This window comes from Paramagnetospirillum magneticum AMB-1, from assembly GCF_000009985.1.
Taxonomy (GTDB): Bacteria; Pseudomonadota; Alphaproteobacteria; order Rhodospirillales; family Magnetospirillaceae; genus Phaeospirillum; species Phaeospirillum magneticum.
The window spans coordinates 907,198-927,420 of sequence record NC_007626.1; the positions used below are offsets into that span (position 1 = coordinate 907,198).

20 protein-coding genes are annotated in these 20,223 nt (G+C 66.4%); 8 read left to right on the forward strand and 12 right to left on the reverse strand.

The window, feature by feature from the left end; translation table 11 throughout:
- Positions 1–92: 92 nt before the first annotated feature.
- From AMB_RS04315 to AMB_RS04330, 4 genes are all read left to right on the forward strand, one after another.
- Complete coding sequence (locus AMB_RS04315; RefSeq protein WP_148207290.1) at positions 93–2,546, forward strand: sensor histidine kinase; 2,454 nt, start codon at positions 93–95, stop codon at positions 2,544–2,546.
- Positions 2,547–2,608: 62 nt separating this feature from the next.
- Positions 2,609–3,331: a response regulator transcription factor gene (locus AMB_RS04320; RefSeq protein WP_043743410.1), complete on the forward strand. Its 723-nt coding sequence runs from the start codon at positions 2,609–2,611 to the stop codon at positions 3,329–3,331.
- Between the two features lie 3 nt (positions 3,332–3,334).
- Positions 3,335–3,943 (forward strand): TetR/AcrR family transcriptional regulator, encoded by a 609-nt coding sequence (locus tag AMB_RS04325; RefSeq protein ID WP_011383291.1) that lies wholly within the window; start codon positions 3,335–3,337, stop codon positions 3,941–3,943.
- Positions 3,933–4,712 carry a xanthine and CO dehydrogenase maturation factor gene (locus AMB_RS04330; RefSeq protein ID WP_011383292.1) on the forward strand — a complete coding sequence of 260 codons (780 nt, stop codon included), beginning with the start codon at positions 3,933–3,935 and terminating at the stop codon, positions 4,710–4,712. The genes AMB_RS04325 and AMB_RS04330 overlap by 11 nt, the downstream gene beginning before the upstream one ends.
- 87 nt (positions 4,713–4,799) lie before the next feature.
- Here AMB_RS04330 and AMB_RS04335 read toward each other — a convergent pair whose 3' ends face one another.
- Entirely contained in the window at positions 4,800–5,210 is a 411-nt protein-coding gene (locus AMB_RS04335; RefSeq protein ID WP_011383293.1) for a PaaI family thioesterase, read from the reverse strand.
- 70 nt (positions 5,211–5,280) lie between these two features.
- Between AMB_RS04335 and AMB_RS04340 the strand changes: the two genes are divergently transcribed.
- On the forward strand, positions 5,281–6,066 hold the full coding sequence (locus tag AMB_RS04340; RefSeq protein ID WP_011383294.1) for an enoyl-CoA hydratase: 786 nt from the start codon (positions 5,281–5,283) through the stop codon (positions 6,064–6,066).
- An 11-nt stretch (positions 6,067–6,077) separates the two neighbouring features.
- On the opposite strand, the gene AMB_RS04345 is transcribed toward AMB_RS04340, so the two are convergent.
- The 5 genes from AMB_RS04345 to AMB_RS04365 all read right to left on the reverse strand — a co-directional run bounded on the left by AMB_RS04345 (position 6,078) and on the right by AMB_RS04365 (position 10,657).
- A complete protein-coding gene (locus AMB_RS04345; protein WP_011383295.1) occupies positions 6,078–6,380 on the reverse strand; it encodes an STAS domain-containing protein in 303 nt (100 codons plus the stop codon).
- 67 nt (positions 6,381–6,447) lie between these two features.
- The gene (locus AMB_RS04350; protein WP_011383296.1) at positions 6,448–8,496 is read right to left on the reverse strand and encodes a methyl-accepting chemotaxis protein; all 2,049 of its coding nucleotides are present in this window, start codon (positions 8,494–8,496) and stop codon (positions 6,448–6,450) included.
- Between the two features lie 188 nt (positions 8,497–8,684).
- Positions 8,685–9,014, reverse strand: coding sequence for a thiosulfate oxidation carrier complex protein SoxZ (gene soxZ, locus AMB_RS04355; RefSeq protein ID WP_011383297.1), 330 nt, complete (start codon positions 9,012–9,014; stop codon positions 8,685–8,687).
- A gap of 4 nt (positions 9,015–9,018) precedes the next feature.
- Entirely contained in the window at positions 9,019–9,471 is a 453-nt protein-coding gene (locus tag AMB_RS04360) for a thiosulfate oxidation carrier protein SoxY (RefSeq protein WP_043743413.1), read from the reverse strand.
- A gap of 88 nt (positions 9,472–9,559) precedes the next feature.
- Positions 9,560–10,657 carry a YeeE/YedE family protein gene (locus AMB_RS04365; RefSeq protein WP_197531977.1) on the reverse strand — a complete coding sequence of 366 codons (1,098 nt, stop codon included), beginning with the start codon at positions 10,655–10,657 and terminating at the stop codon, positions 9,560–9,562.
- A gap of 151 nt (positions 10,658–10,808) precedes the next feature.
- Here AMB_RS04365 and AMB_RS04370 point away from each other — a divergent pair, with 151 nt between their 5' ends.
- Positions 10,809–11,036, forward strand: a complete 228-nt coding sequence (locus AMB_RS04370) for a sulfurtransferase TusA family protein (protein WP_011383300.1) — start codon at positions 10,809–10,811, stop codon at positions 11,034–11,036.
- Here AMB_RS04370 and AMB_RS04375 read toward each other — a convergent pair.
- The 4 genes from AMB_RS04375 to AMB_RS04390 all read right to left on the reverse strand — a co-directional run bounded on the left by AMB_RS04375 (position 11,033) and on the right by AMB_RS04390 (position 15,091).
- Complete coding sequence (locus AMB_RS04375) at positions 11,033–11,713, reverse strand: N-acetylmuramoyl-L-alanine amidase (RefSeq protein WP_011383301.1); 681 nt, start codon at positions 11,711–11,713, stop codon at positions 11,033–11,035. The two genes, AMB_RS04370 and AMB_RS04375, sit on opposite strands and share 4 nt — an antisense overlap.
- Complete coding sequence (locus tag AMB_RS04380; RefSeq protein ID WP_011383302.1) at positions 11,710–12,615, reverse strand: DMT family transporter; 906 nt, start codon at positions 12,613–12,615, stop codon at positions 11,710–11,712. The genes AMB_RS04375 and AMB_RS04380 overlap by 4 nt, the downstream gene beginning before the upstream one ends.
- Before the next feature lie 153 nt (positions 12,616–12,768).
- Positions 12,769–14,583 (reverse strand): ABC-F family ATP-binding cassette domain-containing protein, encoded by a 1,815-nt coding sequence (locus AMB_RS04385; protein ID WP_043743414.1) that lies wholly within the window; start codon positions 14,581–14,583, stop codon positions 12,769–12,771.
- Between the two features lie 31 nt (positions 14,584–14,614).
- Positions 14,615–15,091 carry a hemerythrin domain-containing protein gene (locus tag AMB_RS04390; protein ID WP_043743416.1) on the reverse strand — a complete coding sequence of 159 codons (477 nt, stop codon included), beginning with the start codon at positions 15,089–15,091 and terminating at the stop codon, positions 14,615–14,617.
- Between the two features lie 200 nt (positions 15,092–15,291).
- Between AMB_RS04390 and AMB_RS04395 the strand changes: the two genes are divergently transcribed.
- Both AMB_RS04395 and AMB_RS04400 read left to right on the forward strand, forming a co-directional pair.
- Positions 15,292–15,636, forward strand: a complete 345-nt coding sequence (locus AMB_RS04395; protein WP_011383305.1) for a hypothetical protein — start codon at positions 15,292–15,294, stop codon at positions 15,634–15,636.
- 121 nt (positions 15,637–15,757) lie between these two features.
- Positions 15,758–16,291 (forward strand): carbonic anhydrase, encoded by a 534-nt coding sequence (locus tag AMB_RS04400; protein ID WP_043745992.1) that lies wholly within the window; start codon positions 15,758–15,760, stop codon positions 16,289–16,291.
- 53 nt (positions 16,292–16,344) lie between these two features.
- Here the strand turns inward: AMB_RS04400 and AMB_RS04405 are convergent, their stop codons facing one another.
- Entirely contained in the window at positions 16,345–18,267 is a 1,923-nt protein-coding gene (locus tag AMB_RS04405; protein ID WP_011383307.1) for a potassium transporter Kup, read from the reverse strand.
- A gap of 3 nt (positions 18,268–18,270) precedes the next feature.
- Complete coding sequence (locus tag AMB_RS04410) at positions 18,271–20,160, reverse strand: potassium transporter Kup (protein WP_043743417.1); 1,890 nt, start codon at positions 20,158–20,160, stop codon at positions 18,271–18,273.
- Positions 20,161–20,223 lie beyond the last annotated feature (63 nt).

The following is a 20,223-nucleotide window of genomic DNA, read 5'->3' on the forward strand; positions in this document are numbered from 1 at the left end:
TCCGGTTGCAACCTTTGCGCTCAGGTTTGCTTCGGTGCACCGGTTCGAGGCGCTGTGACAGGGAGGGGAAGGCCTTGGGTTTGTGGGGGCGGATGCGGTTCGCGGCGGTCCTGGCAATCATTCTTTGGGCAGGGCTGGCATCCGGCCCCGCGGCCGTTGCCGCCACGCCGTTGTCTCCCGAGACCACGGAGCAGTCCCTGGCGGGCCATTGGTCGGTCCTGCGCGATCCTTCCGGGCAACTCGAGATCAAGGACGTGATCGGTGCGGCGGCGGGCGGCTTTTCTCCGCTCGAGGGGGATCTCGCCGCCGGCTATGACCGGGCGTCCTGGTGGATGCGCGCCGAGATCAGGCGAAGCGCCGATACGCCTGCCGACTGGCTGCTGGAGGTCGAACCGGCCTATCTGGACTTCGTCACCTTGTACATCGAGGACGGCAAGGGCGGGTTTCACGTGGCCATGGCCGGCGACCGGGTGCCGTTCACCGCGCGGGAGGTGGCCTATCGCACGCTGGTCTTCCGCCTCCATCTGGCCGACGACTTGCCCCACAGGGTCTATCTGAAGGTCAAGTCCACCAGCACCATTACCGTCTCGGCGCGCCTTCTGTCGCCCGCCGGATTCGCCCTCGGCGCCGCTCGCCGCGATCTCGCCCAGGGCTTCGCCCATGGCGTGCTGATCATCATCATCTTGTTCGCCGTGGTTCAGTATTCGGCGGGGCGGGACCGCCTGTATCTGTCCTTTCTCGCCTGCGCCGTCCCGCTGGAATGCATGCATTTGGCCCGGGGAGGCTTTGCCTCCCAGTATCTTTTTCCCCAATTGCCCCTGGTCGCCGACCATCTGCTGGGGGTCTCGCTCTGCCTGAGCATCGGCGGAGCGGTGATCTTCGCCGCCCGCGTCCTGGATCTCGAGGTCTATTTTCCCCGGTTGGAACGCATATACATGATGATCGGGCGAAGCTGCCAGTGGGCCGCCCTGTCGGTCCCCGCCGGAATCTACTGGCTGGTGGCTCCCATGGTGGTGTCCACGGTCATCGCCTTTTTTGCCGTCACCTCCATTCTGGCCGTGCGCCGGGTGATGGATGGCGATGTCTTCACCCGGTGGTATCTGTTCGCCGTGCAGATCCCGGTCATGGCCAATGTCGCCATCGTGAGCCGGACGCTGGGCTTTGCCCCCATGCCCATGGAGCTGGATCTGTTCGCCCATCTCGGGGCGGGCGTCCATCTGCTGCTGATCGGGTCCGGCCTGGTGTGGCGCGGCGCCGCCATCGAGGCCAGCCGCCAGCGGGCCAGGCAGGCGCAACTGGAATCGGCGCAGCAGATCGAGCGGGCTTTGGAAGAGCGGGTGCGGCAGCGCACTCAGGAACTGGCCCAATCCAATGCCGCCCTGGCCACCGAGATCGCCGAGCGGCGGGCCGCCGAGGATCGGGTCAGGGAGCGCGAGGGCCAATTGCGCGCCATCCTCGACGCGGCGCCGTTTCCCATGGTGGTGGCCAGCTTCCCCGAGGGAAGGGTCATGTTCCTAAACGAGCCGGCCTGCGAACTGTTGAATGTGAGTCAGGACAGGGCGATCGGGCAGCAGGCCAGCGACTTTTACTCCGATGCGGACGAGCGGCGGACCCTGATCGACCAACTGGGCCTGAGCGGTGCCGTCCTCGGCGTCGAAATGCGGGTGCGGCGCATGCCCGGGGTGGAGCGCTGGGTGCTGCTGTCGGCGGTGCGCTTCGTCTATAACGGCCAGGATTCCACCCTGGTCTGTCTGAACGACATCACCACCCGCAAGGATCTGGAGAACATGCTCCGGCTGAGCGGGCGCCGGGCCGAGGCGGCGTTGGAGGCGGAGCGCCAGGCCATGCGCGAGCAGCGCAACTTCCTGGCCATGGTTTCTCACGAATTCAGGGTGCCGCTGGCCATCATCGAGGCGGCGTCGCAATTGCTGGGCATCTATCTGCGCGCCAACGACGACGCCAGGGACGAGGTATCCAAGATCCGTCGCGCCGTGCGCCGGATGTCGGAACTGATTGATGTCTGCCTGGCCGACGACCGCCTGGATTCCTCGGCCATGCGGCTGCAGCTCGACCGGGTGGACGTGGCCCGCATGCTGAGCGACATCTGCGACGACAAGCGGCCCTTCGCCGGGTACCGGGACCTGATCATCCAGGCTCCCCAACGGGCCATGGCCATGGTCGATCCGACTCTCCTGCGCATCGCGTTTTCCAATCTGATCGACAATGCGCTGAAATTTTCGCCGGCCGACAGTCCGGTGACCATCCTTGTGACCGCCGATTCCGACGCGGTCCGGGTCCGGGTCTGTGACCAGGGTCCGGGAATCGCCTTGGACGAGCAGCCGCGCATCTTCGAAAAGTTCTACCGCTCGACCAAATCCGACCGCGTCCGCGGCGCCGGTCTGGGTCTTTACATCGTCAAACGCATCATGGACCTTCATGGCGCGGCGATATCGGTGGACAGCCAGGGCGGCGCAGGCACAATATTCGACGTATGGTTGCCGGATGGGGTCGGCGAACAACCAAACGAGCTAATACTTACGCGCTAGATGAGAACTTTGTAAAGTATGGTGAAATTGAAGCCAAGATTGTCTCGTTCCGGGGGGGTTCTATGATCAAGGTAATGGTCGTCGAGGACGATCCTGATCTTTGTGGCTCTATTTGCCGCTATCTTTCCCTGGTCGGCATGAATGTCCAGCGGGCCGGGTCGGGGGCGGAGATGGATGCCCTGTTGCCGGATTTTTCCCCTGATCTCCTGGTGCTCGACGTCAACCTGCCCGGCGAGGACGGCTTTTCCATTGCCGCCCGGCTGCGTTCGGCCAGCAAGGTCGGCATCATCATGCTGACGGCGCGGGGCCAGCTGGATGACCGGGTGCTGGGGCTGACCGCCGGGGCCGATGCCTATCTGGTCAAGCCGGTGCAGTTCCGCGAACTGGAGGCGGTGATTCACAGCCTGACCCGGCGTCTGAGCGAACCGCCGGCCGAGGAAAAGCGCGAAACCCGCGAAGACGGCAACCAGACCTGGGGCTTCGATGCCGCCAGCTGGTCGCTGATCACCCCCAACGGCCACCGGGTGCCGCTGACCAACGCCGAGTACCGGGTGCTGCAGACCCTGACCCAGGAGCCGGGCGCCTCGGTGGCGCGCGACGACATCGCAGCCGCGCTGGGCAAGAGCGTCGGCGGCTATGACGACCGTAGCATCGACGCGGTGATGGCCCGGCTGCGGCGCAAGGTCAATGCCGCCACCGGCGAGAATTTGCCGGTGCGCGCCGTGCGCTCGGTGGGCTACGTCTTCGCCGCGCCCGTCGAGGCCCGCGCCCGGCAAGCCGGATAGACCATGGCCCGCACCATCGGCTCCCACGGCCCGCGCACCATGGAGGCCATCCGCAAGGCGGGGCTCAAGCTGATCTACGAGCATGGCTTCGAGGCCATGAGCCTGCGCCAGCTGGCGGCCGAGGTCGGCATCCAGGTGGGCTCGCTCTACAATCACATCAGCACCAAGGAAGACCTGCTCTACGATCTGATCCGCACCCATATGGACGAGCTGTTCCTGCAGTTCGACGCGGCCATGGCGGCGGTGGACGGGCAGGGGCCGGAAGAGCGTCTGCGGGCTTTCGTGGCCTTCCACGTCACCTATCACATCGTGCGCAAGCGCGAGGTATTCATCGGGGCCTCGGAGTTGCGGAGCCTGGAGCCCAATCACTACGAGGATATCGTGTCTCTTCGCCGGCGCTACGAGCGCCGCCTGATCGACATTCTCGACCAGGGCGAGGCGGCCGGGCTGTTTCGCTGCGGCGACGCCCATGTGGCCGCCTATGGCATCCTCAGCATGCTGACCGGGGTCTGCACCTGGTTCCGACCCCATGGCCGCCTGACCAAGGAGCAGGTGATCGCCATGTATTCCGACCAGGTGCTGGGCGGATTGATGGGTCCCCGTGGCCCGTGACATTCTGATCCGTGGCACCGGCGAGATCGCCTCGGCCATCGCCTGCCATCTGACCTGGGCCGGATGCCGGGTGGCGCTGCAATCGTCGCGGCCGCCCATCGCCATCCGCCGCCGGATGGCTTTTTCCGACGCCTACTTCCAGGGAACCGCCGAACTGGAGGGGCTTTGCGCCCGGCGCCTTGGGGATGCCCGGTCCATGGGCCTCGCCTGGGACGCGGGGGAGGTTCCGTTGCTGGCCATGGAGTTCCAGGCGGCTCTTGGCGCTCGGCCCTGGGCGGTGCTGGTGGACGCCCGCATGAACAAGCAGCAGGCCCCCGAGCCCCAGATCGGACTGGCGCCCCTGGTGATCGGCATGGGGCCGGGCTGCGCCATCGGCGTCAACGTCGACGTGGCGGTGGAGACCTCGTGGGACCAACTGGGCCAGGTGGTGCGCCGTGGCTCCACCCTGATGCTGGCGGGAGAGCCACGCGCCGTGCTGGGTCAGGCCCGCTCGCGCTTCCGTTATGCTCCGGTGGCGGGGATCTTGCGCTCCGAGGCCGCCATCGGCCAGCGGGTGAGGGAGGGCCAGGTGGTCGCCCGCATCGGCGATGCGGTGGTGCGAGCCCTGTTCGACGGTATCGTGCGCGGCCTGACCCATGACGGTGTGCCGGTGGAAAAAGGCAACAAGATCGCCGAGATCGATCCCCGGCCCGGCGAGGTCAAGCTGGCCGGCATCGATGAACGTCCGCGCCGCCTCGCCGAGGCGGTGACGTCCATCGTGCTGGGGTAAGATTCACGTTTGCCCCTCGCCGGGCGCGGCCTTCCGGCCGCTTGAGCAATCTGCGTCAGATAACGCAGGTTGCTCTAAATCCTCGCCTCAGGGAATGGCGTAGGTGGCGGTCACATGGGCCACCAGTTCGTCCGTTCCCGCCGCGATCAGCTCGACCGCGCCCATGGCCAGGCGGCGGCCCAGCTTCAGCAGGCTGGCCTCGGCGATGATGTCGCAGCGCTCGGCCTTGCGCAGGAAGCTGATGTTGAGATTGCTGGTCACCGCCATTTCCTGCTGGCCGATGGCCGACAGCACGGCGGCGTAAAGCGCCACGTCGGCCAGGGTCATCAGGGCCGGGCCACAGACCACGTCCACCGGCCGGGTCAGGTGGGGGCCGAAGGGCATCAGCAGCCGCGCCGTGCCCTTGCCGATGCTCTCGGCCCGGATGGCCAGATCGCGGGCCATAGGCAGCTTTTCCATCAGCAGGGCGTTGAACTGTTCGGCGGTGATGGCGGACATTGGGCCTCCTGGTTAAACTGGTCCGACCAGTGTCCGGGATTTCCGCCGGTGATGGCAAGGGAGGTTTGGTATGTCCGAGCTCGAAACCATTCTGCTCCGCCGCGACGAGGCGGGTGTCGCCACCCTGACCCTCAACCGGCCGGAGGCCCGCAACGCCCTGTCGGTGGCGCTGATGTCCGAGCTGGACTCGGAACTGGCTCGCATCGCCCGCGATCCCGCGGTGCGGGTGGTGGTGCTGGCCGCCAACGGCCCGGCCTTCTGCGCCGGACATGACCTCAAGGAAATGCGCGCGCTGCAAGGGCGCGATGAGGTGGCGGCGGTGTTCGCCCTGTGCTCGAGGGTGATGACCGCCATCGTCCGGCTGCCCCAGCCGGTGATCGCCAAGGTCCACGCCATGGCCACGGCGGCCGGCTGCCAACTGGTGGCCAGTTGCGACCTGGCCTATGCCGCGACCGAGGCCAAGTTCGCCACCCCGGGGGTCAATATCGGCCTGTTCTGCTCGACCCCCATGGTGGCCCTGTCCCGGGGTGTGGGCCGCAAGCAGGCCATGGAGATGCTGCTGTCGGGCCGTCCCATCAACGCCGGGACCGCCGAGCGCTGGGGGCTGGTCAACCACGTGGTGGCCGCCGAGGCCCTGGATTCCGAGGTGGCGTCCATGGCCCGCCTGATCGCGTCCAAATCCGCCCATACCCTCAAGGTGGGCAAGGAGGCCTTCTATCGTCAGCTGGAGATGGGCCTGGACGACGCCTACGCCCTGGCATCCAAGGTGATGACCGAGAATATGCTGGCCATGGACGCGGCGGAAGGAATCGACGCCTTTCTGGAGAAGCGCCCGCCCGTATGGCGTGGCTGCTGAGCGAGCCGGGCCTACCTGAACTCGAACAGAGTTTGGAAGGCTGCGCGTTCCATGGCTTCGCGCGCTGGTCCCTTGGCTCCATGGATCACCACCTTGGTTCCGGCCGCGTTGGCGCTGTCGTAGATGTGGACGAACAGGCTCATGCCGGTGGAATCGACGAAGTCCAGTTCACCGAGCCGGATATCCCAATGCCCCTTTTCCTTCTTGTCCAGTTCGGCAAGAAACTTGGGGAAGACGTCGGCAGCGGCGAAGGTCAGCCGTCCCTTGATGGTGATGTCGGCGCCCCCGCTGACCGTCTTGATGCTGTATTCCATGATCTGATGCCTTCACGCTGGAGCGTCCCGCAGGTCGGTCTTCCGACCGGCCGGGCTCCATTATGCCCTAGGATGTGCGGATGGATGTGAGGAAAGAATCGACCCGGTCACGCAGCCGGTTGGCGCGCTCCGAGACGTCCTGGGCGGTCTGCAGCACTTCGGCCGAGGCCTGTCGCGTTTCCTCGGCGGCATGATTGACGCCGGCGACATTGGCGCTGATCTCGCCGGTGGCGGTGGCCACCTGGGTTACATTGGCGGCGATCTCGCCGGTGGCGCTGTCCTGGCCTTGCACCGCCTGGGCGATGCCGGTGGCTACGTCGTGGACCTGCTCGATCACCGAGGTGATGGCGGTGATGGCCGAGACCGCCTCGCCGGTGACCTTCTGCACCGTGGAAATCTGTCCCGCGATCTCGTCGGTGGCCTTGGCGGTCTGGTTGGCCAGATGCTTGACCTCGTTGGCGACCACGGCAAAGCCCTTGCCGGCATCACCGGCCCTGGCCGCCTCGATGGTGGCGTTCAGTGCCAGCAGGTTGGTCTGGGCGGCTATGTCGTTGATCAGGGCCACCACGGCGCCGATCTTGTCCACCGCCGATGCCAGGCCGTCGATCAGCTGGGTGGTGCGCCGCGCCTCGGCCGAGGCCTCCTCGCTGATGCGCACGGAATCCTGGACCTTGCGGGTGATGTCCTTGCCGGTGTGGGCCAGTTGCTCCGCCGAGCCGGCGGCGGTGCGCATGTTGACGGCGGTTTCCTCGATGCCGGCGGCCACGGCCGAGGCCTGGGCCGAGGCGCCTTCGGCGGTCGACGACAGGGAGCGTGAGGTGGCTTCCAGCTCGGTGGCGGTGGACGCCATGCCCGACAAGGCGTCGCCCACCTCGTCATTGAACTCGCGCAGCAGGTTGTCGATGACCCGGGCGCGCCGGTCCTTGGCCACTTCCGTCTGGTGGCGCTCCTGCTCCAGCCGGTCGGCGCGGATCAGGCCGTCCTTGAAGATCTCCACGGCGCGGGCCATGGCGCCGATCTCGTCCCGGCGCTCCAGTCCCTCGATGAGTACGGTCTTGTCGCCCTCGGCCAGTCGGGTCATGTCGAAGGTCATTGCGGCCAGGGGCCGGGTGATGCCGCGGGCGATGACCGAAATCAGGATGATGCCCAGCGTCAGGACGGCAAGGGTAATCCCCAGAGAGGCATAAAGGGCGCTCAGGGTGGCGTCATGGCCCTTGTCGGCCATGTCCACCAGGGCCGCCGAGGCCATGTCCTCTACCTGCTTCAGCAGGTCGATCTTGCGGGTGATGGTGTCGAACCACACCGGAGCCTCGATGCCGCCCAGATCGTTGGTGAACGGGGCATCCAGCGCCACGGCGCGCATGCGGTCCACCTCCTTGACGGCGGGATCGGTCTGAATCTTCTCGAAGGCCTGACGCAGCTCGGGCTCGGCGTTCTTGGCGAAGGTGTCGAAGAACACCTCCTGGCGGGCGATCAGTTGGGTGAAACTGCGATGGAGCGCCGGAGCAAAGGCCTTGGCGGCGAAGCCACCGCTGGCGGTGGCGCGCTCCTGTCCGGCCCGTTCCTTGCCCTGCAGCAATTGCACATAGGCGATGATCGCCTTGGTGACGCGGGTGTCGCGGCTGACCACCGCCATCTCCTCGATCACCGCCAGCAGCCGGGCGATGGTTCCGGTGTAATAGCCGGTGGTGTCGGCCAAGGGGAGGCTGAGGGCGGTGATGGCCATCCGCTTGTCGTCCAGTCCCTTCAGGGCGATCTCGGCGGCGTCCAGCTTGGCCTTGAAGCTGGTGCCGTAATCGGCGGCGGGGAAGTGCGACAAGGCCGTCCTCAGTCCGGAAAGCTGGCCGTCGGTGGCCTTGCGCTGCTCCGGCAGGCGGTCCTTGAACTTCTCGCCCTTGCTGCCGACGAAGCCGGCCGAGGTGCCGCGCTCCTTCTGCAGTTCGTGGACCAGGGCGCTGACCGCCGGGGCCAGGCGCGCCAGTTCCTCCACCTGCTCCATCTCGTTGGCCTGCCGGCTTTTTTCCGAGAGGGCCAGGCCGGAATAGACGATGACTGCCACCAGCGGAATGATCAGCGCCAGGGCAAGCCGGACTGCGATCCTGAGATTTTTCAGCATGGGAGCCTCTTCGGCGGATGGGGCAATGCCCGCGAGCCGCGTCATACCTGCAATTCGACGATGTGGAGACCCCTTAAATTCAGGCCTCAACGATGCATGATATATCGAAGGATTGTGGTCGCCAAACTATTAATATTGACGAAAGTGAAGGGCGGCAATGCTGTAAGTATTAGCCCTTACAGCCCGGTCTATTCCACGACGATATCGTGAATATATTCCAGGGTCTCGCCGTTTTCGTCGAACCAGTTCAGTTTGATCTTGCCGCTGGTGGTGGCGACGGCGAAAAAGCTGGCGAAGGGATTGGCCGAAACCGCCTGGTGCCAGTCGGCGCTGATCACCGGCTGGTTGTTCCAGGTGCAGGTGAAGCGGGTGATGATGTGCCGGGGAATGGTCTTGCCGGCCGCGTCCTTGCGCAGGCCGGTCTCCATGTCGTGGCTGACCTGGGTCTTGATCTCGATGATCTCGCCCTTCTTGGCCTTGGCCGGGATGCGCACCTTGACGCGATCGGAATTCGCCATGTCCTCAGCCTCCGCAGCCGCCGATGGTGACGGTGATTTCCTGGCGGGCGATCCAGACCTCGCCGTCGGAGGTCACCGCATAGGCCCGCACCGTCTGGGTCTTGGCCAGGCGCATGCGGAAGCTGACCTCGGCGCGGCCCGACTGGGGGGTCAGGTACCAGGACGACACCACCGGATAGGGATTGGCCTCGGCCAGCACATGGATGGCCTTGACGTGGTCGGCGGCGGTCATGGGCGAGTCCACCGAAACGGTGATGGGCTCCGAGGCGCCGCTGGCGGCCACGTCGCGCATCTTCAGCTTGACCTTGCCGTCCTTGGCCTTGAAGGGCCCCATCAGCTTGCGGGCCAGTTCGTCGGCTTCCTGCGCCAGTGCGGGCGCGGCCAGACCCGCCGTGGCGGCCAGCGCGGCACTTGCCGCCAGCACGGTCCGGCGATTCAGATTCCGGGATGCGTCCACGTCCCTCTCCTCCCCAGGAATGTTTTTTCTTTCATGGTAGCGGAGGCGGGCGAGACGGCGCAACCGATATATCATAATATTATGATATTCAGCGGGACAGAAAGGACCGGAGGCCACCGCGCAGACCGCCTTCGTCCAGGCTGCGCAGGCCAATGACGCCGCCCAGGATGATCGAGGCCAGGGCCAGGAACGAGGTGGCCGACAAGGTCGACAGACCGGTCAGTCCTTGGCCGATGGTGCAGCCCATGGCCATGATGCCGCCGATGCCCATCAGCGCGGCACCACCCAGATGGCGGAGCAGGTCGGCGGTATCGGCGAAGCCTTCCAGGGCGAAGCTGCCCCCCAGGCGGGCCGCCAGGAACGAGCCGGCGACGATGCCGCCTACCGCCGCCACGCCGAAGCTGATGGTCGCGCCGGTATAGGTCATCAGGTACATCAGTCCGTCGCCCATGGGCGAGATGAACGACAGCGAGGTCAGTTGCACCGGGTCGAAATCGTCGGCGCCCAGGATGCCGGTGACGGCCCAGCCGGCGGGAACGGTCAGGCCGATCACCAGGGCGCCGGCCAGCGTACTCCCCGCCGTCCGGAAGGCGGCATCCTTGAGACACCAGATCAGGGCGCCACCGGCCAGAACGGCGACGGCAAGAGGGCGGCCGACGGCTTCGGGGAGGCCCCATCCGGCCAGCAGGGCCGGCAGGCTCTGGCCGCTGGCGCCCAGCCGGGTCGCGGCGATATTGGTCGCCTGTTCCAGGGCGATGCGCTCCATGGCCAGCAGGCCCTTCAGGGTCATGGTGGCGAACAGGCCGGTCACCAGCACCACCACCAGGGATTTGAGATTGCCGCCGCCCAGCCGCACCAGGGTCTTGCTGCCGCAACCGCCCGCCAGGGTCATGCCATAGCCGAACATCAGCCCGCCCAGGATGGCCCCGGCCCAGGGGAGGGAGGCGCCCAGATAGATGGACTTGTCCAGATTGATCCATCCGCCCGCCTGCAAGGCCTGCGATCCCAGCAGGGCCACCGCCATGGCCAGAACCCAGGCCCGCAGCCGCCGCCGGTCGCCCAGGAACACCATGTCGGACAGGGCTCCCATGGTGCAGAAGTCGCTGGCCCGCGCCGCCCAGCCGAACACTGCGCCCACGGCGAAACCGGCCGAGCCGACGAGGGTGGTAAGGGCGATCTCGGACAAGGGGCTGTCTCCGCCAAGTCTGATGGGGTTCATCCAGGCTATCACCGGCAAGGCGATGGCATCAATGGACTGGGATATGGGCTAATATTAGTGTAGCCTCATATCAACAGGGCGAGCCAGCCCGCTGAGACGACATAAGGGAGGACCAGGGATGTCGAATACCGTTCTGGACGTGAAGGGCCTCAATTGCCCGCTGCCCATTCTGCGCGCCAAGAAGGCCATCAAGGACCTGACGGCGGGGGCGGTGCTGGAAGTGATCGCCACCGATCCCGGCTCGGTCGCCGATTTCGACGCCTTCTGCCGCCAGACCGGTAACACCCTGCTCAGCCAGGAGCAGGAGGCCGGCGTCTATACCTTCAAGATCCAGAAGGGCGCCTAACGCACGATCCTGAGCAGCGAGCGCAGGCGGCCGACGCTTTCCTCGTCGACCAGCCCGTCCACCTTCCAGGGCCGGAAATGGCGCTGGAAGGCGGTCAGCGTCGCCTTGGGATCGTGGATGTCGTAACCCACATGGGCCAGGCCCGACAGCAGCACGTGCTCGGGCGGCAGCGGCGTGGGCTCGCCGCACGGCCACAGGCCGATACCGTGGCGCTCGGCCAGGTCGGCCCAAGGGAACAACTCGCCCGGGTCTTCCTTGCGGGTGGGCGCCACGTCGGAATGGCCGACCACGTTGCGGGCCGGAATGGGATGACGCTCCAGGATTCCCCGGCACAGGCGGATCAGCGACTCGATCTGGGCCCCGGGAAACGCGCGATAGCCGAATTCGTGACCGGGATTGACCAGTTCGATGCCGATGGAGCGGGAATTGACGTCTGGCTCGCCCCGCCAGGACGAGGCGCCGGCGTGCCAGGCGCGCATGTCCTCGGGCACCAGGGCGAAGACGCGGCCGTCTTCCTCGATGACGTAATGGGCGCTGACCTTGGCTTGGGCGTCGCACAGCCGGGCCAGGGCCGCCTCGCCCGATTCCATGCCGGTATAGTGCAGCACCAGGGTGTCGACGATGGCCCCGGCCGGGCGCGGCTCGAAATTGGGCGAGGGGCGGGAAATGATGGTCATGTTCCGGGCTCCGGTTCTTCCGCACGGTGGATGGCGCGGCCGGGCAGCAGTTCCACCACGGCGACGCCCAGCACGGTCAGGGCGCCGCCCACCAGCTTGTGCCAGGTCAGCGGCTCGCCCAGCAGCAGCACGCCACCGGCCAGCCCCACCACCGGCCCCAGCAGGGTGAAGGGCACCACCCGGTTCATGGGGTGACGGGCGATCAGGCGATACCACAGAGTATAGGCGATCAGGGTCGAGCCGACGATGGTGTAGGCCACGCCGCTCCAGCCCTTGATCCCGGTGGCGGCCAGCGCCTCCATCTGCCCGCTTTCCGTCGCCAGCGACAGGCCCAGCAGCAAGGGCGAGGCCAGCATGGCCATCCAACCGTTCAGCGCCAGGGGATTGATGGCGCCTAAGCGCTTGATCACCACATTGGCCAAGGCCCAGGCGAAGCCCGAGGCCACCACGGCGATGAACGGCGTGAGGCGGGGCAGGTGGGGCTCGCCGGCCAGCAGGGCGACGCCGATGAACGACACCGCCAGCCCCAGGCTGCGCCAGACTCCCAGCACCTCGCCGAAGAAGGCCCAGGCCAGGATGGCGGAGAAGGGAATGGACAGCTCGATGACGATGGCGGCGGTGGCGGCGTCCATGCCGGCGACACCGAAGAACATCAGGCCGAAATGCCCGACCCCCAGCAACAGGGCCAGCAGGAGGATGCCGGGCAACTGGGCGCGGCTGGGGCGGAAGAACGGCGCCAGGATCAGCGCGGTGCAGGCGAAGCGCAAGGCGGTCAGCAGGAAGGGCGGCAAGGTGCCCAAGGCCGTCTTCACCGCCACGAAATTGAGGCCCCACAGGGTGACCACCAGGGTGGCCGAGGCCCATTCCAGGGGCGTGAGGCGCGAGGGGGCGGTCATGGCCATGCGGGCGGGACGCCCGCGCTCCGGAAGGAGGGGGTCATGGAGCGCACCTCTCCATGTCATCCTGAGCCATAGGCGAAGGATCTTTCAGGCACGAGCTTCGGGCATCACGGGTGAAAGATGCTTCGCTGGCGCTCAGCATGACATCTTGCACGGTCACTTCCCCCCCGCCTCTTCCCGCTTGGCCTCCAGCTCCAGCCAGCGTACCTCGGCGTCATCCAGCTCGGCGCGGGCCGCCTCGGCGCGGGCGGCCAGCGTCTGGAAGCGGGCGGCATCCTTGGCATAGAGGGCGGGATCGGCCAGGTCGGTCTCCAGCTTGGCGATCTCCGCCGTCAGTTTATCGATGCGGCTGGGAAGCTGGTCCAGTTCCCGCTGCTCGTTGTAGGACAGGCGGGTGCGGGCGCTTTGGGGCTTAGGCTGGGCCTGGGGCTTGGAAGGCGGCTTGGGCGCGGCATTGGCCGGCTTGGCGGGCCGCTGGCGCAGATAGTCCGAATAGCCGCCCACATATTCCGAGACCTCTGCGTCGCCCTCCACGGCGATGACGCTGGTCACCAGACGGTCGAGGAAGTCGCGGTCGTGGCTGACCACCAGCAGGGTGCCGTCGTAATCGGCCAGCACCTCTTCCAGCAGGTCCAGGGTCTCCATGTCGAGATCGTTGGTCGGCTCGTCCAGGATCAGCAGGTTGGAGGGCTTGGCCAGCAGCTTTGCCAGCAGCAGGCGGTTGCGCTCGCCGCCCGACAGGGCGCGGACCGGGGTGCGGGCCTGGGCCTCGGAGAACAGGAAGTCTTTCATGTAGCCGACCACGTGCTGGGGGGTGCCCCGCACCCAGACATTGTCGCCGCGGCCGTCGGTCAGGGTGTCCCAGACGCTCTTGTCGGGGTCGAGCGCGGCGCGGCGCTGGTCAAAATAGGCGGTCTCCAGATTGGTCCCTAGGCGCACCACGCCGCCATCGGGGGCCAGTTCCCCGGTCAGCATGCGCAGCAGCGTGGTCTTGCCGGCGCCGTTGGGGCCGATCAGCCCCACCCGGTCGCCGCGCAGGATGCGGGTGGAGAAATCCTGGCAGATGCGCTTGTCGCCGAACGCCTTGGTGACGTTTTCCGCCTCGATCACCAGGCGGCCGGACAGGTCGCCGGAATCCGTGGCCAGATTGACCTGACGGCCGGCGGCCAGCACCTGGGACTTGCGCTCGGCCCGCTCGCTGCGCAGGCCCTGCAAGGCCCTGAGGCGGCCCATGTTGCGCTTGCGGCGCGCCGTGACGCCGCGTGCCAGCCAGTGCATCTCCTGGCGCATGCGGGTATTCATGCGGGCCAGCTCCGCCTCCTCGGCGGCGAAGACCTCGTCCTGCCAGGCGGGGAACTTCTCGAAGCCGAACTCGGCGCGGCGCACCACGCCCCGCTCCAGCCACAGGGTCTGTTTCGACACCGTCTCCAGGAAGCGGCGGTCGTGGCTGATCATCACCAGGGCGCCGCCATAGGACGACAGCCATTCCTCCAGCCACAAGATGGTGGGCAGGTCCAGATGGTTGGTGGGCTCGTCCAGCAGCAGGGCGTCGGGCTGGCCCACCAGGGCGCGGGCCAGGGCGGCCCGGCGTCCCTCGCCACCCGACAGCGCCACGGGGTCGCGGGCGCCGTCGATGCCCACGGCATCCAGTACCGCGTCGACCCGATACATCTGGTCGCGCTCGGCGGGCGGCAATCCTTGCGCCACATAGTCGGCGATGGTGGGGGCCAGGATGATGGGGTCCTGGGGCAGCACGGCGATGGAGGCGCCGGGCTGGACGAAGCGTTCGCCGGAATCAGGCAGAATCTCGCCGGCCAGGACCTTGAGCAGCGTCGACTTGCCCGAGCCGTTGCGGCCGACCAGACAGGTCTTGTCGCCCTTGGCGACCCAGGTGGTGACGCCTTCAAAAAGCGGGGTGCCGCCGAAGGTCAGACGAACGTCGCGGAGCGCGAGGAGGGGAGGTGGAGCCATGCCCGATGGCTACACCCACGGCGCCCGGTTGTCAAACCGGGTGCACGCCGATTTCGCCCCGCCAACCGGTCTCCGCCCCGGGCGCCCCAGGGTGGTGATAGCCCTCGCGGATCAGGGCGCCGACCAGTTCGGTGTCGTCGACCAGAAGATCGTGCATCAGCTCGAAATAGGCGCCGAGAAAGGCCGGAAGACTCTCGAACCCGCTGGGAATCTGCCCGGTCAGGACGGTCTGCGCCTGCTTGATCAAGCGAGCGTGGCCGCCGCAATGCTCGTCCACATGGGCGCCGAAGCGGTCCCGAGGCAGCTTGCGCAGCAATTGCTCCTCATAGAAGCAATGGGCGACCAGCAGGCGGAAAAAATCACGGCACAGCGGCAGAACATCCTCGATGCTGATGGAAGTTTCCGCCTTTGCTTCGATTTGTGCGGAGAGCTCGAGAAGGCGCTGGTGTTCGCGGTCTATTCTTTCGTGACCCAGGGCGAAATGCTCGGACCAGACCAGTGTGCGCATGGGACGCCTCCCCGATGGTCCACCCTTTCGCCAGGGTGGGGATTGCTGATGGTCAATTCAACCATGCCGCCACGGCCAAAGTCCGCCCACGCTTTGAATCACTCTGTAACCATATCTTTCGTCAGGGTTGTTTTTGCCGGCGACCCGATGCGGGCTATGGGGTAACCTCGCGCATCGGGTCTCGCCCAAGGAATGACGCCATGCCCTATGTCAGCCGCGATGCCCTCGGCCGTGTGGTCGGATTGTCCGAACACGCCACCGAGGTCGCAGCCGAAAGCTTGCCGGCCAGCCATCCCGACGTGCTGGACTTCCTGTTCCGCGACACCGGGACCGAGCGCGGCTCCGCCCGCTTTCTCGCCTCTGACCTCGCTTTTATCCGCGTGGTCGAGGATCTGGTGGCGGTGCTGGTGGAAAAGCGCCTGATCGCCTTCACCGACCTGCCGCCCGCCGCCCAGGACAAGCTGCTGGATCGCCGGTCCATGCGCTCTTACCTGTCGGGAGTGTCGGGGGTTTTTTCCGGCGACGAGGAAGCCAAGATTATCTGAACGTGCGGATGTGGCGCCGCTTTAAAGGCCCATACGATTGGACTAAGCTTTCCTGGCCGCATGGAACGGCTCCTCCGGGCCCATGCCGCCCGGAGCGGTCAACCCGAAAGGAAACGCCAAGATGTCCGATTGCTGCACCGATGCCTTCAAGGACCTGTCCCGCCGGGGATTCGTCAAGCTGGCCCTGGGGGCCGGCGCCGCCCTTTGGGTCAATTTCAAGCCGAGCATCAGCCTTGCCGCCGGCGGGACCGAGGCCCTGCTGCTGTCTTGCATGGATTATCGCCTGATGGACGACATCGTCCGCTACATGGATGGGCGGGCCATGACCAACAAGTACGACCATGTGGTGCTGGCCGGCGCTTCGCTGGGGGTGCTGCAGGACAAGAACCTGTCCTGGGGCCAGACCTTCTGGGACCATGTCCAGGTCGCCCTGGACCTGCACCACATCCAGAAGGTCATCGTGATGGATCACCGCGATTGCGGCGCCTACAAGGTGTTCCTGGGGCCGGATTCGGCCAAGGACGCGGCCACCGAGACCGCTTCCCACACCGCCAAGCTGCGGGCGCTGCGCACGGCCATCAATGCCAAGCATCCCACCCTGGCGGTGGAGTTGCTGCTGATGGATCTGGAAGGCAAGGTCGAGACCGTCGCCTGATCCCAGGGACGGGAACAAGCCCCCCGCCTGGCCGGCGGGGGGCCTTTTTATGGCTACAGCTGGACCTGGATGCCCAGTTCCACCACGCGACCCGCCGGAATGCGGAAGAAGTCGGTGGCCGAAACGGCGTTGCGGCTCATGATGACGAACAGGCGCTCGCGCCATTCGGGCATCTCGGGATGGGTGGACGGCACCAGCGTCTCGCGCCCCAGGAAGAACGAGGTGTCCATCATCTCGAATTCCAGGCCGAAGGCCTTGCACAGGCGCAGCACCTTGGGAATGTCCGGCTCCTGGAAGAAGCCGTAGCGCACGGTGATGCGGTAGAAGCCCTCGGCCAGCCCCTCCACCACCACCCGGTCGCGGGCGGAAACGCGGGGAATGTCCTCGGTGATCACCGTCAGGAACACCACTCGCTGGTGCAGCACCTTGTTGTGCTTGAGATTGTGCAGCAGGGCGATGGGCACCGTGTCGGTGCCTCCGGTCATGAACACGGCGGTGCCACGCACCCGCAGGATCGAGGTCGAGTCCTTCTGCTGCTGCATGAACATGTCCAGCGGCAGGGCGCCGTCGGCGAGGCGCCGCGACAGGATGTCGCGCCCCTTGCGCCAGGTGGCCATCAGCAGCAGCATGCCCAGCCCCACCGCCAGGGGGAACCAGCCGCCCTGGGTGACCTTCAGCAGGTTGGCGCCCAGAAAGCCCAGATCCACCGCCAGGAACACCGCGCCCAGGCCCAGGCACAGCCACAGCGGCCAGTTCCACGAGCGGTGGGCCACCACCAGCGCCAGGATGGTGGTGGCGGCCATGGTGCCGGTCACCGCGATGCCGTAGGCGGCGGCCAGATTGCTGGAACTCTTGAAGCCGACCACCAGGGCGACGATACCCAGCAGCAATCCCCAATTGGCGCGCGGGATATAGATCTGCCCCTCTTCCTCGTCCGAGGTGTGGCGGATATCGAGACGGGGCGAGTAGCCCAGTTGTACCGCCTGGCGCGACAGCGAGAACACGCCCGAGATCACCGCCTGGCTGGCGATCACCGTGGCCAGGGTGGCCAGGATCACCATGGGATAAAGGCCCCAGCCCGGCACCAGCATGTAGAACGGGTTCCGGGCGGCCTCGGGATTGTCGAGGATCAGGGCCGCCTGGCCGAAATAGTTCAGCGTCAGCGCCGGCAGCACCAGGGCGAACCACGCCATCTGGATGGGCAGCTTGCCGAAATGGCCCATGTCGGCGTAAAGCGCCTCGCCGCCGGTCACCGCCAGCACCACCGAGCCCATGACCACGAAGGCGATCCATCCGTGGGTGAACAGGAAGGTCAGGCCATAGGCCGGGTTGACCGCCATCAGGATGTGCGGATGTCCCACCACCTCGGTCAGGCCCAGGGCGGCGATGGTCAGGAACCACACCACCATCACCGGGCCGAACAGGCGCCCGACCAGCTCGGTGCCGTGGCTCTGGATGGTGAACAGCGCCACCAGCACGATCAGGGTCAGCGGCACCACATAGGGCGCGAAGAACGGGGTCCCCACCTCGAGGCCCTCGATGGCCGACAGGACCGAGATGGCTGGGGTGATCATGCCGTCGCCGATGAACAGGGCGGCGCCGAACAGGCCGAGCCCCACCAGCGGTCCCACCAGGCCGCGATCGCCGCCGGTGGCGCGGATGGCCAGGGCCAGCAGGGCCAGGATGCCGCCCTCGCCCCGGTTGTCGGCACGCATGACGAACAGCACGTATTTGATGGTGACCACCAGGATGATGGCCCAGAACACCAGGGAGGCGATGCCGATGACGTTTTCCGGCGAGGACGGAATGCCGTGGTCGGGGTCGAAGCACTCCTTCAGCGTATAGAGCGGGCTGGTGCCGATATCGCCGTAGACCACGCCGATGGCGGCCAGGGACAGGGCTCCCAGGCGCTTGACGCCGATTTTTTCGGTGCCGGACTTCTCGCCGGCGGGCTTTTCGGTGGCGGGAGTCTCCATGGCCTAGATCTCGATCTGACTGCCCAGCTCGACGACGCGATTGCTGGGGAGATGGAAGAAGTCCATGGCGCTGGTCGCCATGCGGGCCAGGGTGGCGAACAGGGTGTCGCGCAAGCCCCGGAGCCCCGGCTTTTCGGTGGGCAGCAGCGTTTCCCGCGAGACGAAGTAGGACACCGACATGGGCTCGTAGAAGAAGCCCAGCTGGTCGGTGCGGGCATGGGCCAGGGCCTTGGGGATGTTCGGGCTCTCCATGAAGCCGTAGCGCAGGAACACCCGGTGGAAGTTGGGCGCCAGCAGCCGGTTTTCCAGCCGCCGCTCCTCGGGCACGAAGGGCACTTCCTCGACGATGACGGTCAGCAGCACCACGCGCTCGTGGACGATCTTGTTGTGCTTCATGTTGTGCAGCAGGGCGATGGGCACGCCCTCGGAGGTGCCGGTCAGGAACACCGCGGTGCCGGGCACGCGCGGCACCCGGTCCGACAGCGAGGCCAGGAAGTCCTCTACCGGCAGGGCGTCGGCCTTCAGGCGCGCCAGCAGGCGCTTGCGGCCGTCCTTCCAGGTGGTGAGGATGGTGAACAGCAATCCGCCGACCACCAGGGGGAACCAGCCGCCGTCCGGGATCTTGATGGAATTGGCCAGGAAGAAGGCCAGATCCACCACCAGGAAGCCGCCGATCAGCCATTTCACCTTGCGCGGATTCCACTTCCAGATCAGCAGCATCACCGTGCCGACCAGCAGGGCGTCGATCACCATGGTGCCGGTCACCGCCACGCCATAGGCGGCGGCCAGGTTGGACGAGGTCTTGAAGCCCACCACCAGGACCATGACCATGCACATGAGCAGCCAGTTCACGAAGGGCAGGTAGATCTGCCCCATTTCCTCTTCCGAGGTGTGAATGATCTCCATGCGCGGCAGGAAGCCCAGCTGGATGGCCTGGCGCGTCACCGAGAAGGCGCCCGAGATCACCGCCTGCGAGGCGATCACCGTGGCCAGGGTGGCCAGGATCACCAGGGGCAGGGCCAGGCTGGCCGGGGCCAGATTGAAGAACGGGTTGGCGATGGCTTCGGGATTGTAGATCAGCAGGGCGCCCTGGCCGAAATAGTTCAGGATCAGGGCGGGCAGCACCAGCAGGTACCAGGCCAGCCGGATGGGCAGGCGGCCGAAATGGCCCATGTCGGTGTAAAGCGCCTCGGCCCCGGTCACCGCCAGCACCACCGAGCCCAGGGCCAGGAAGGCGTGCCATCCCTCGCGGAACAGGAAGGAGATGGCGTAATGGGGGCTCAGCGCCGCCAGCACGCTGGGGGCGTGCGACAGGTTGCGGATTCCTAAGATGGCCAGGGTCAGGAACCATACCAGCATCACCGGGCCGAACATCTTGCCCACCAGGTCGGTGCCGTGGCTCTGGATGGCGAACAGCACGAACAGGATGACGATGGTCAATGGGACGACCCATTGTTCCAGGTGAGGGGCGGCGACCTGCAATCCCTCCACCGCCGACAGCACCGAGATGGCCGGCGTGATGATGGAATCGCCGTAGAACAGGGCGGCGGCGAAGATGCCCAGGGCGCTGACCATCAGCGACAGGCGGCGGTTGCTCTCGGCGGCGTGGCTGACCAGGGCCAGCAGCGCCAAGGACCCGCCCTCGCCGCGATTGTCGGCGCGCATGATGATGATGACGTATTTGAACGACACGATGATGGTGATGGCCCAGAACACCAGGGACAGCACGCCCAGGATGTTGCCTTTGTCCATGGCAACGGCATGCGGGCCGCTGAAGGTTTCCTTCATGGCATAGAGCGGGCTGGTGCCGATGTCGCCGAACACCACGCCGATGGCGGCGAGCATCAGGCCGGCGACGTTGCGGGACTTTCCGTCTCCGCCATGGGCCGTCATATCAGGTGTCCCCCTTAGAAATGACGGCACATGGCTACTCATATCGCGTCAGGAGTCAAGAGC

Coding starts and splice junctions, on each gene's coding strand:
- AMB_RS04335 (WP_011383293.1), bottom strand. CDS start 5,210: ATGTCCGCCATCACCGCCGAACAGTTCAACGCCCTGCTGATGGAAAAG.
- AMB_RS04325 (WP_011383291.1), top strand. CDS start 3,335: ATGGCCCGCACCATCGGCTCCCACGGCCCGCGCACCATGGAGGCCATC.
- AMB_RS04315 (WP_148207290.1), top strand. CDS start 93: ATGCGGTTCGCGGCGGTCCTGGCAATCATTCTTTGGGCAGGGCTGGCA.
- AMB_RS04390 (WP_043743416.1), bottom strand. CDS start 15,091: ATGCGCACACTGGTCTGGTCCGAGCATTTCGCCCTGGGTCACGAAAGA.
- AMB_RS04345 (WP_011383295.1), bottom strand. CDS start 6,380: ATGGAATACAGCATCAAGACGGTCAGCGGGGGCGCCGACATCACCATC.
- AMB_RS04320 (WP_043743410.1), top strand. CDS start 2,609: ATGATCAAGGTAATGGTCGTCGAGGACGATCCTGATCTTTGTGGCTCT.
- AMB_RS04410 (WP_043743417.1), bottom strand. CDS start 20,160: ATGACGGCCCATGGCGGAGACGGAAAGTCCCGCAACGTCGCCGGCCTG.
- AMB_RS04340 (WP_011383294.1), top strand. CDS start 5,281: ATGTCCGAGCTCGAAACCATTCTGCTCCGCCGCGACGAGGCGGGTGTC.
- AMB_RS04395 (WP_011383305.1), top strand. CDS start 15,292: ATGCCCTATGTCAGCCGCGATGCCCTCGGCCGTGTGGTCGGATTGTCC.
- AMB_RS04385 (WP_043743414.1), bottom strand. CDS start 14,583: ATGGCTCCACCTCCCCTCCTCGCGCTCCGCGACGTTCGTCTGACCTTC.
- AMB_RS04380 (WP_011383302.1), bottom strand. CDS start 12,615: ATGGCCATGACCGCCCCCTCGCGCCTCACGCCCCTGGAATGGGCCTCG.
- AMB_RS04400 (WP_043745992.1), top strand. CDS start 15,758: ATGTCCGATTGCTGCACCGATGCCTTCAAGGACCTGTCCCGCCGGGGA.
- AMB_RS04405 (WP_011383307.1), bottom strand. CDS start 18,267: ATGGAGACTCCCGCCACCGAAAAGCCCGCCGGCGAGAAGTCCGGCACC.
- AMB_RS04370 (WP_011383300.1), top strand. CDS start 10,809: ATGTCGAATACCGTTCTGGACGTGAAGGGCCTCAATTGCCCGCTGCCC.
- soxZ (WP_011383297.1), bottom strand. CDS start 9,014: ATGGCGAATTCCGATCGCGTCAAGGTGCGCATCCCGGCCAAGGCCAAG.
- AMB_RS04350 (WP_011383296.1), bottom strand. CDS start 8,496: ATGCTGAAAAATCTCAGGATCGCAGTCCGGCTTGCCCTGGCGCTGATC.
- AMB_RS04375 (WP_011383301.1), bottom strand. CDS start 11,713: ATGACCATCATTTCCCGCCCCTCGCCCAATTTCGAGCCGCGCCCGGCC.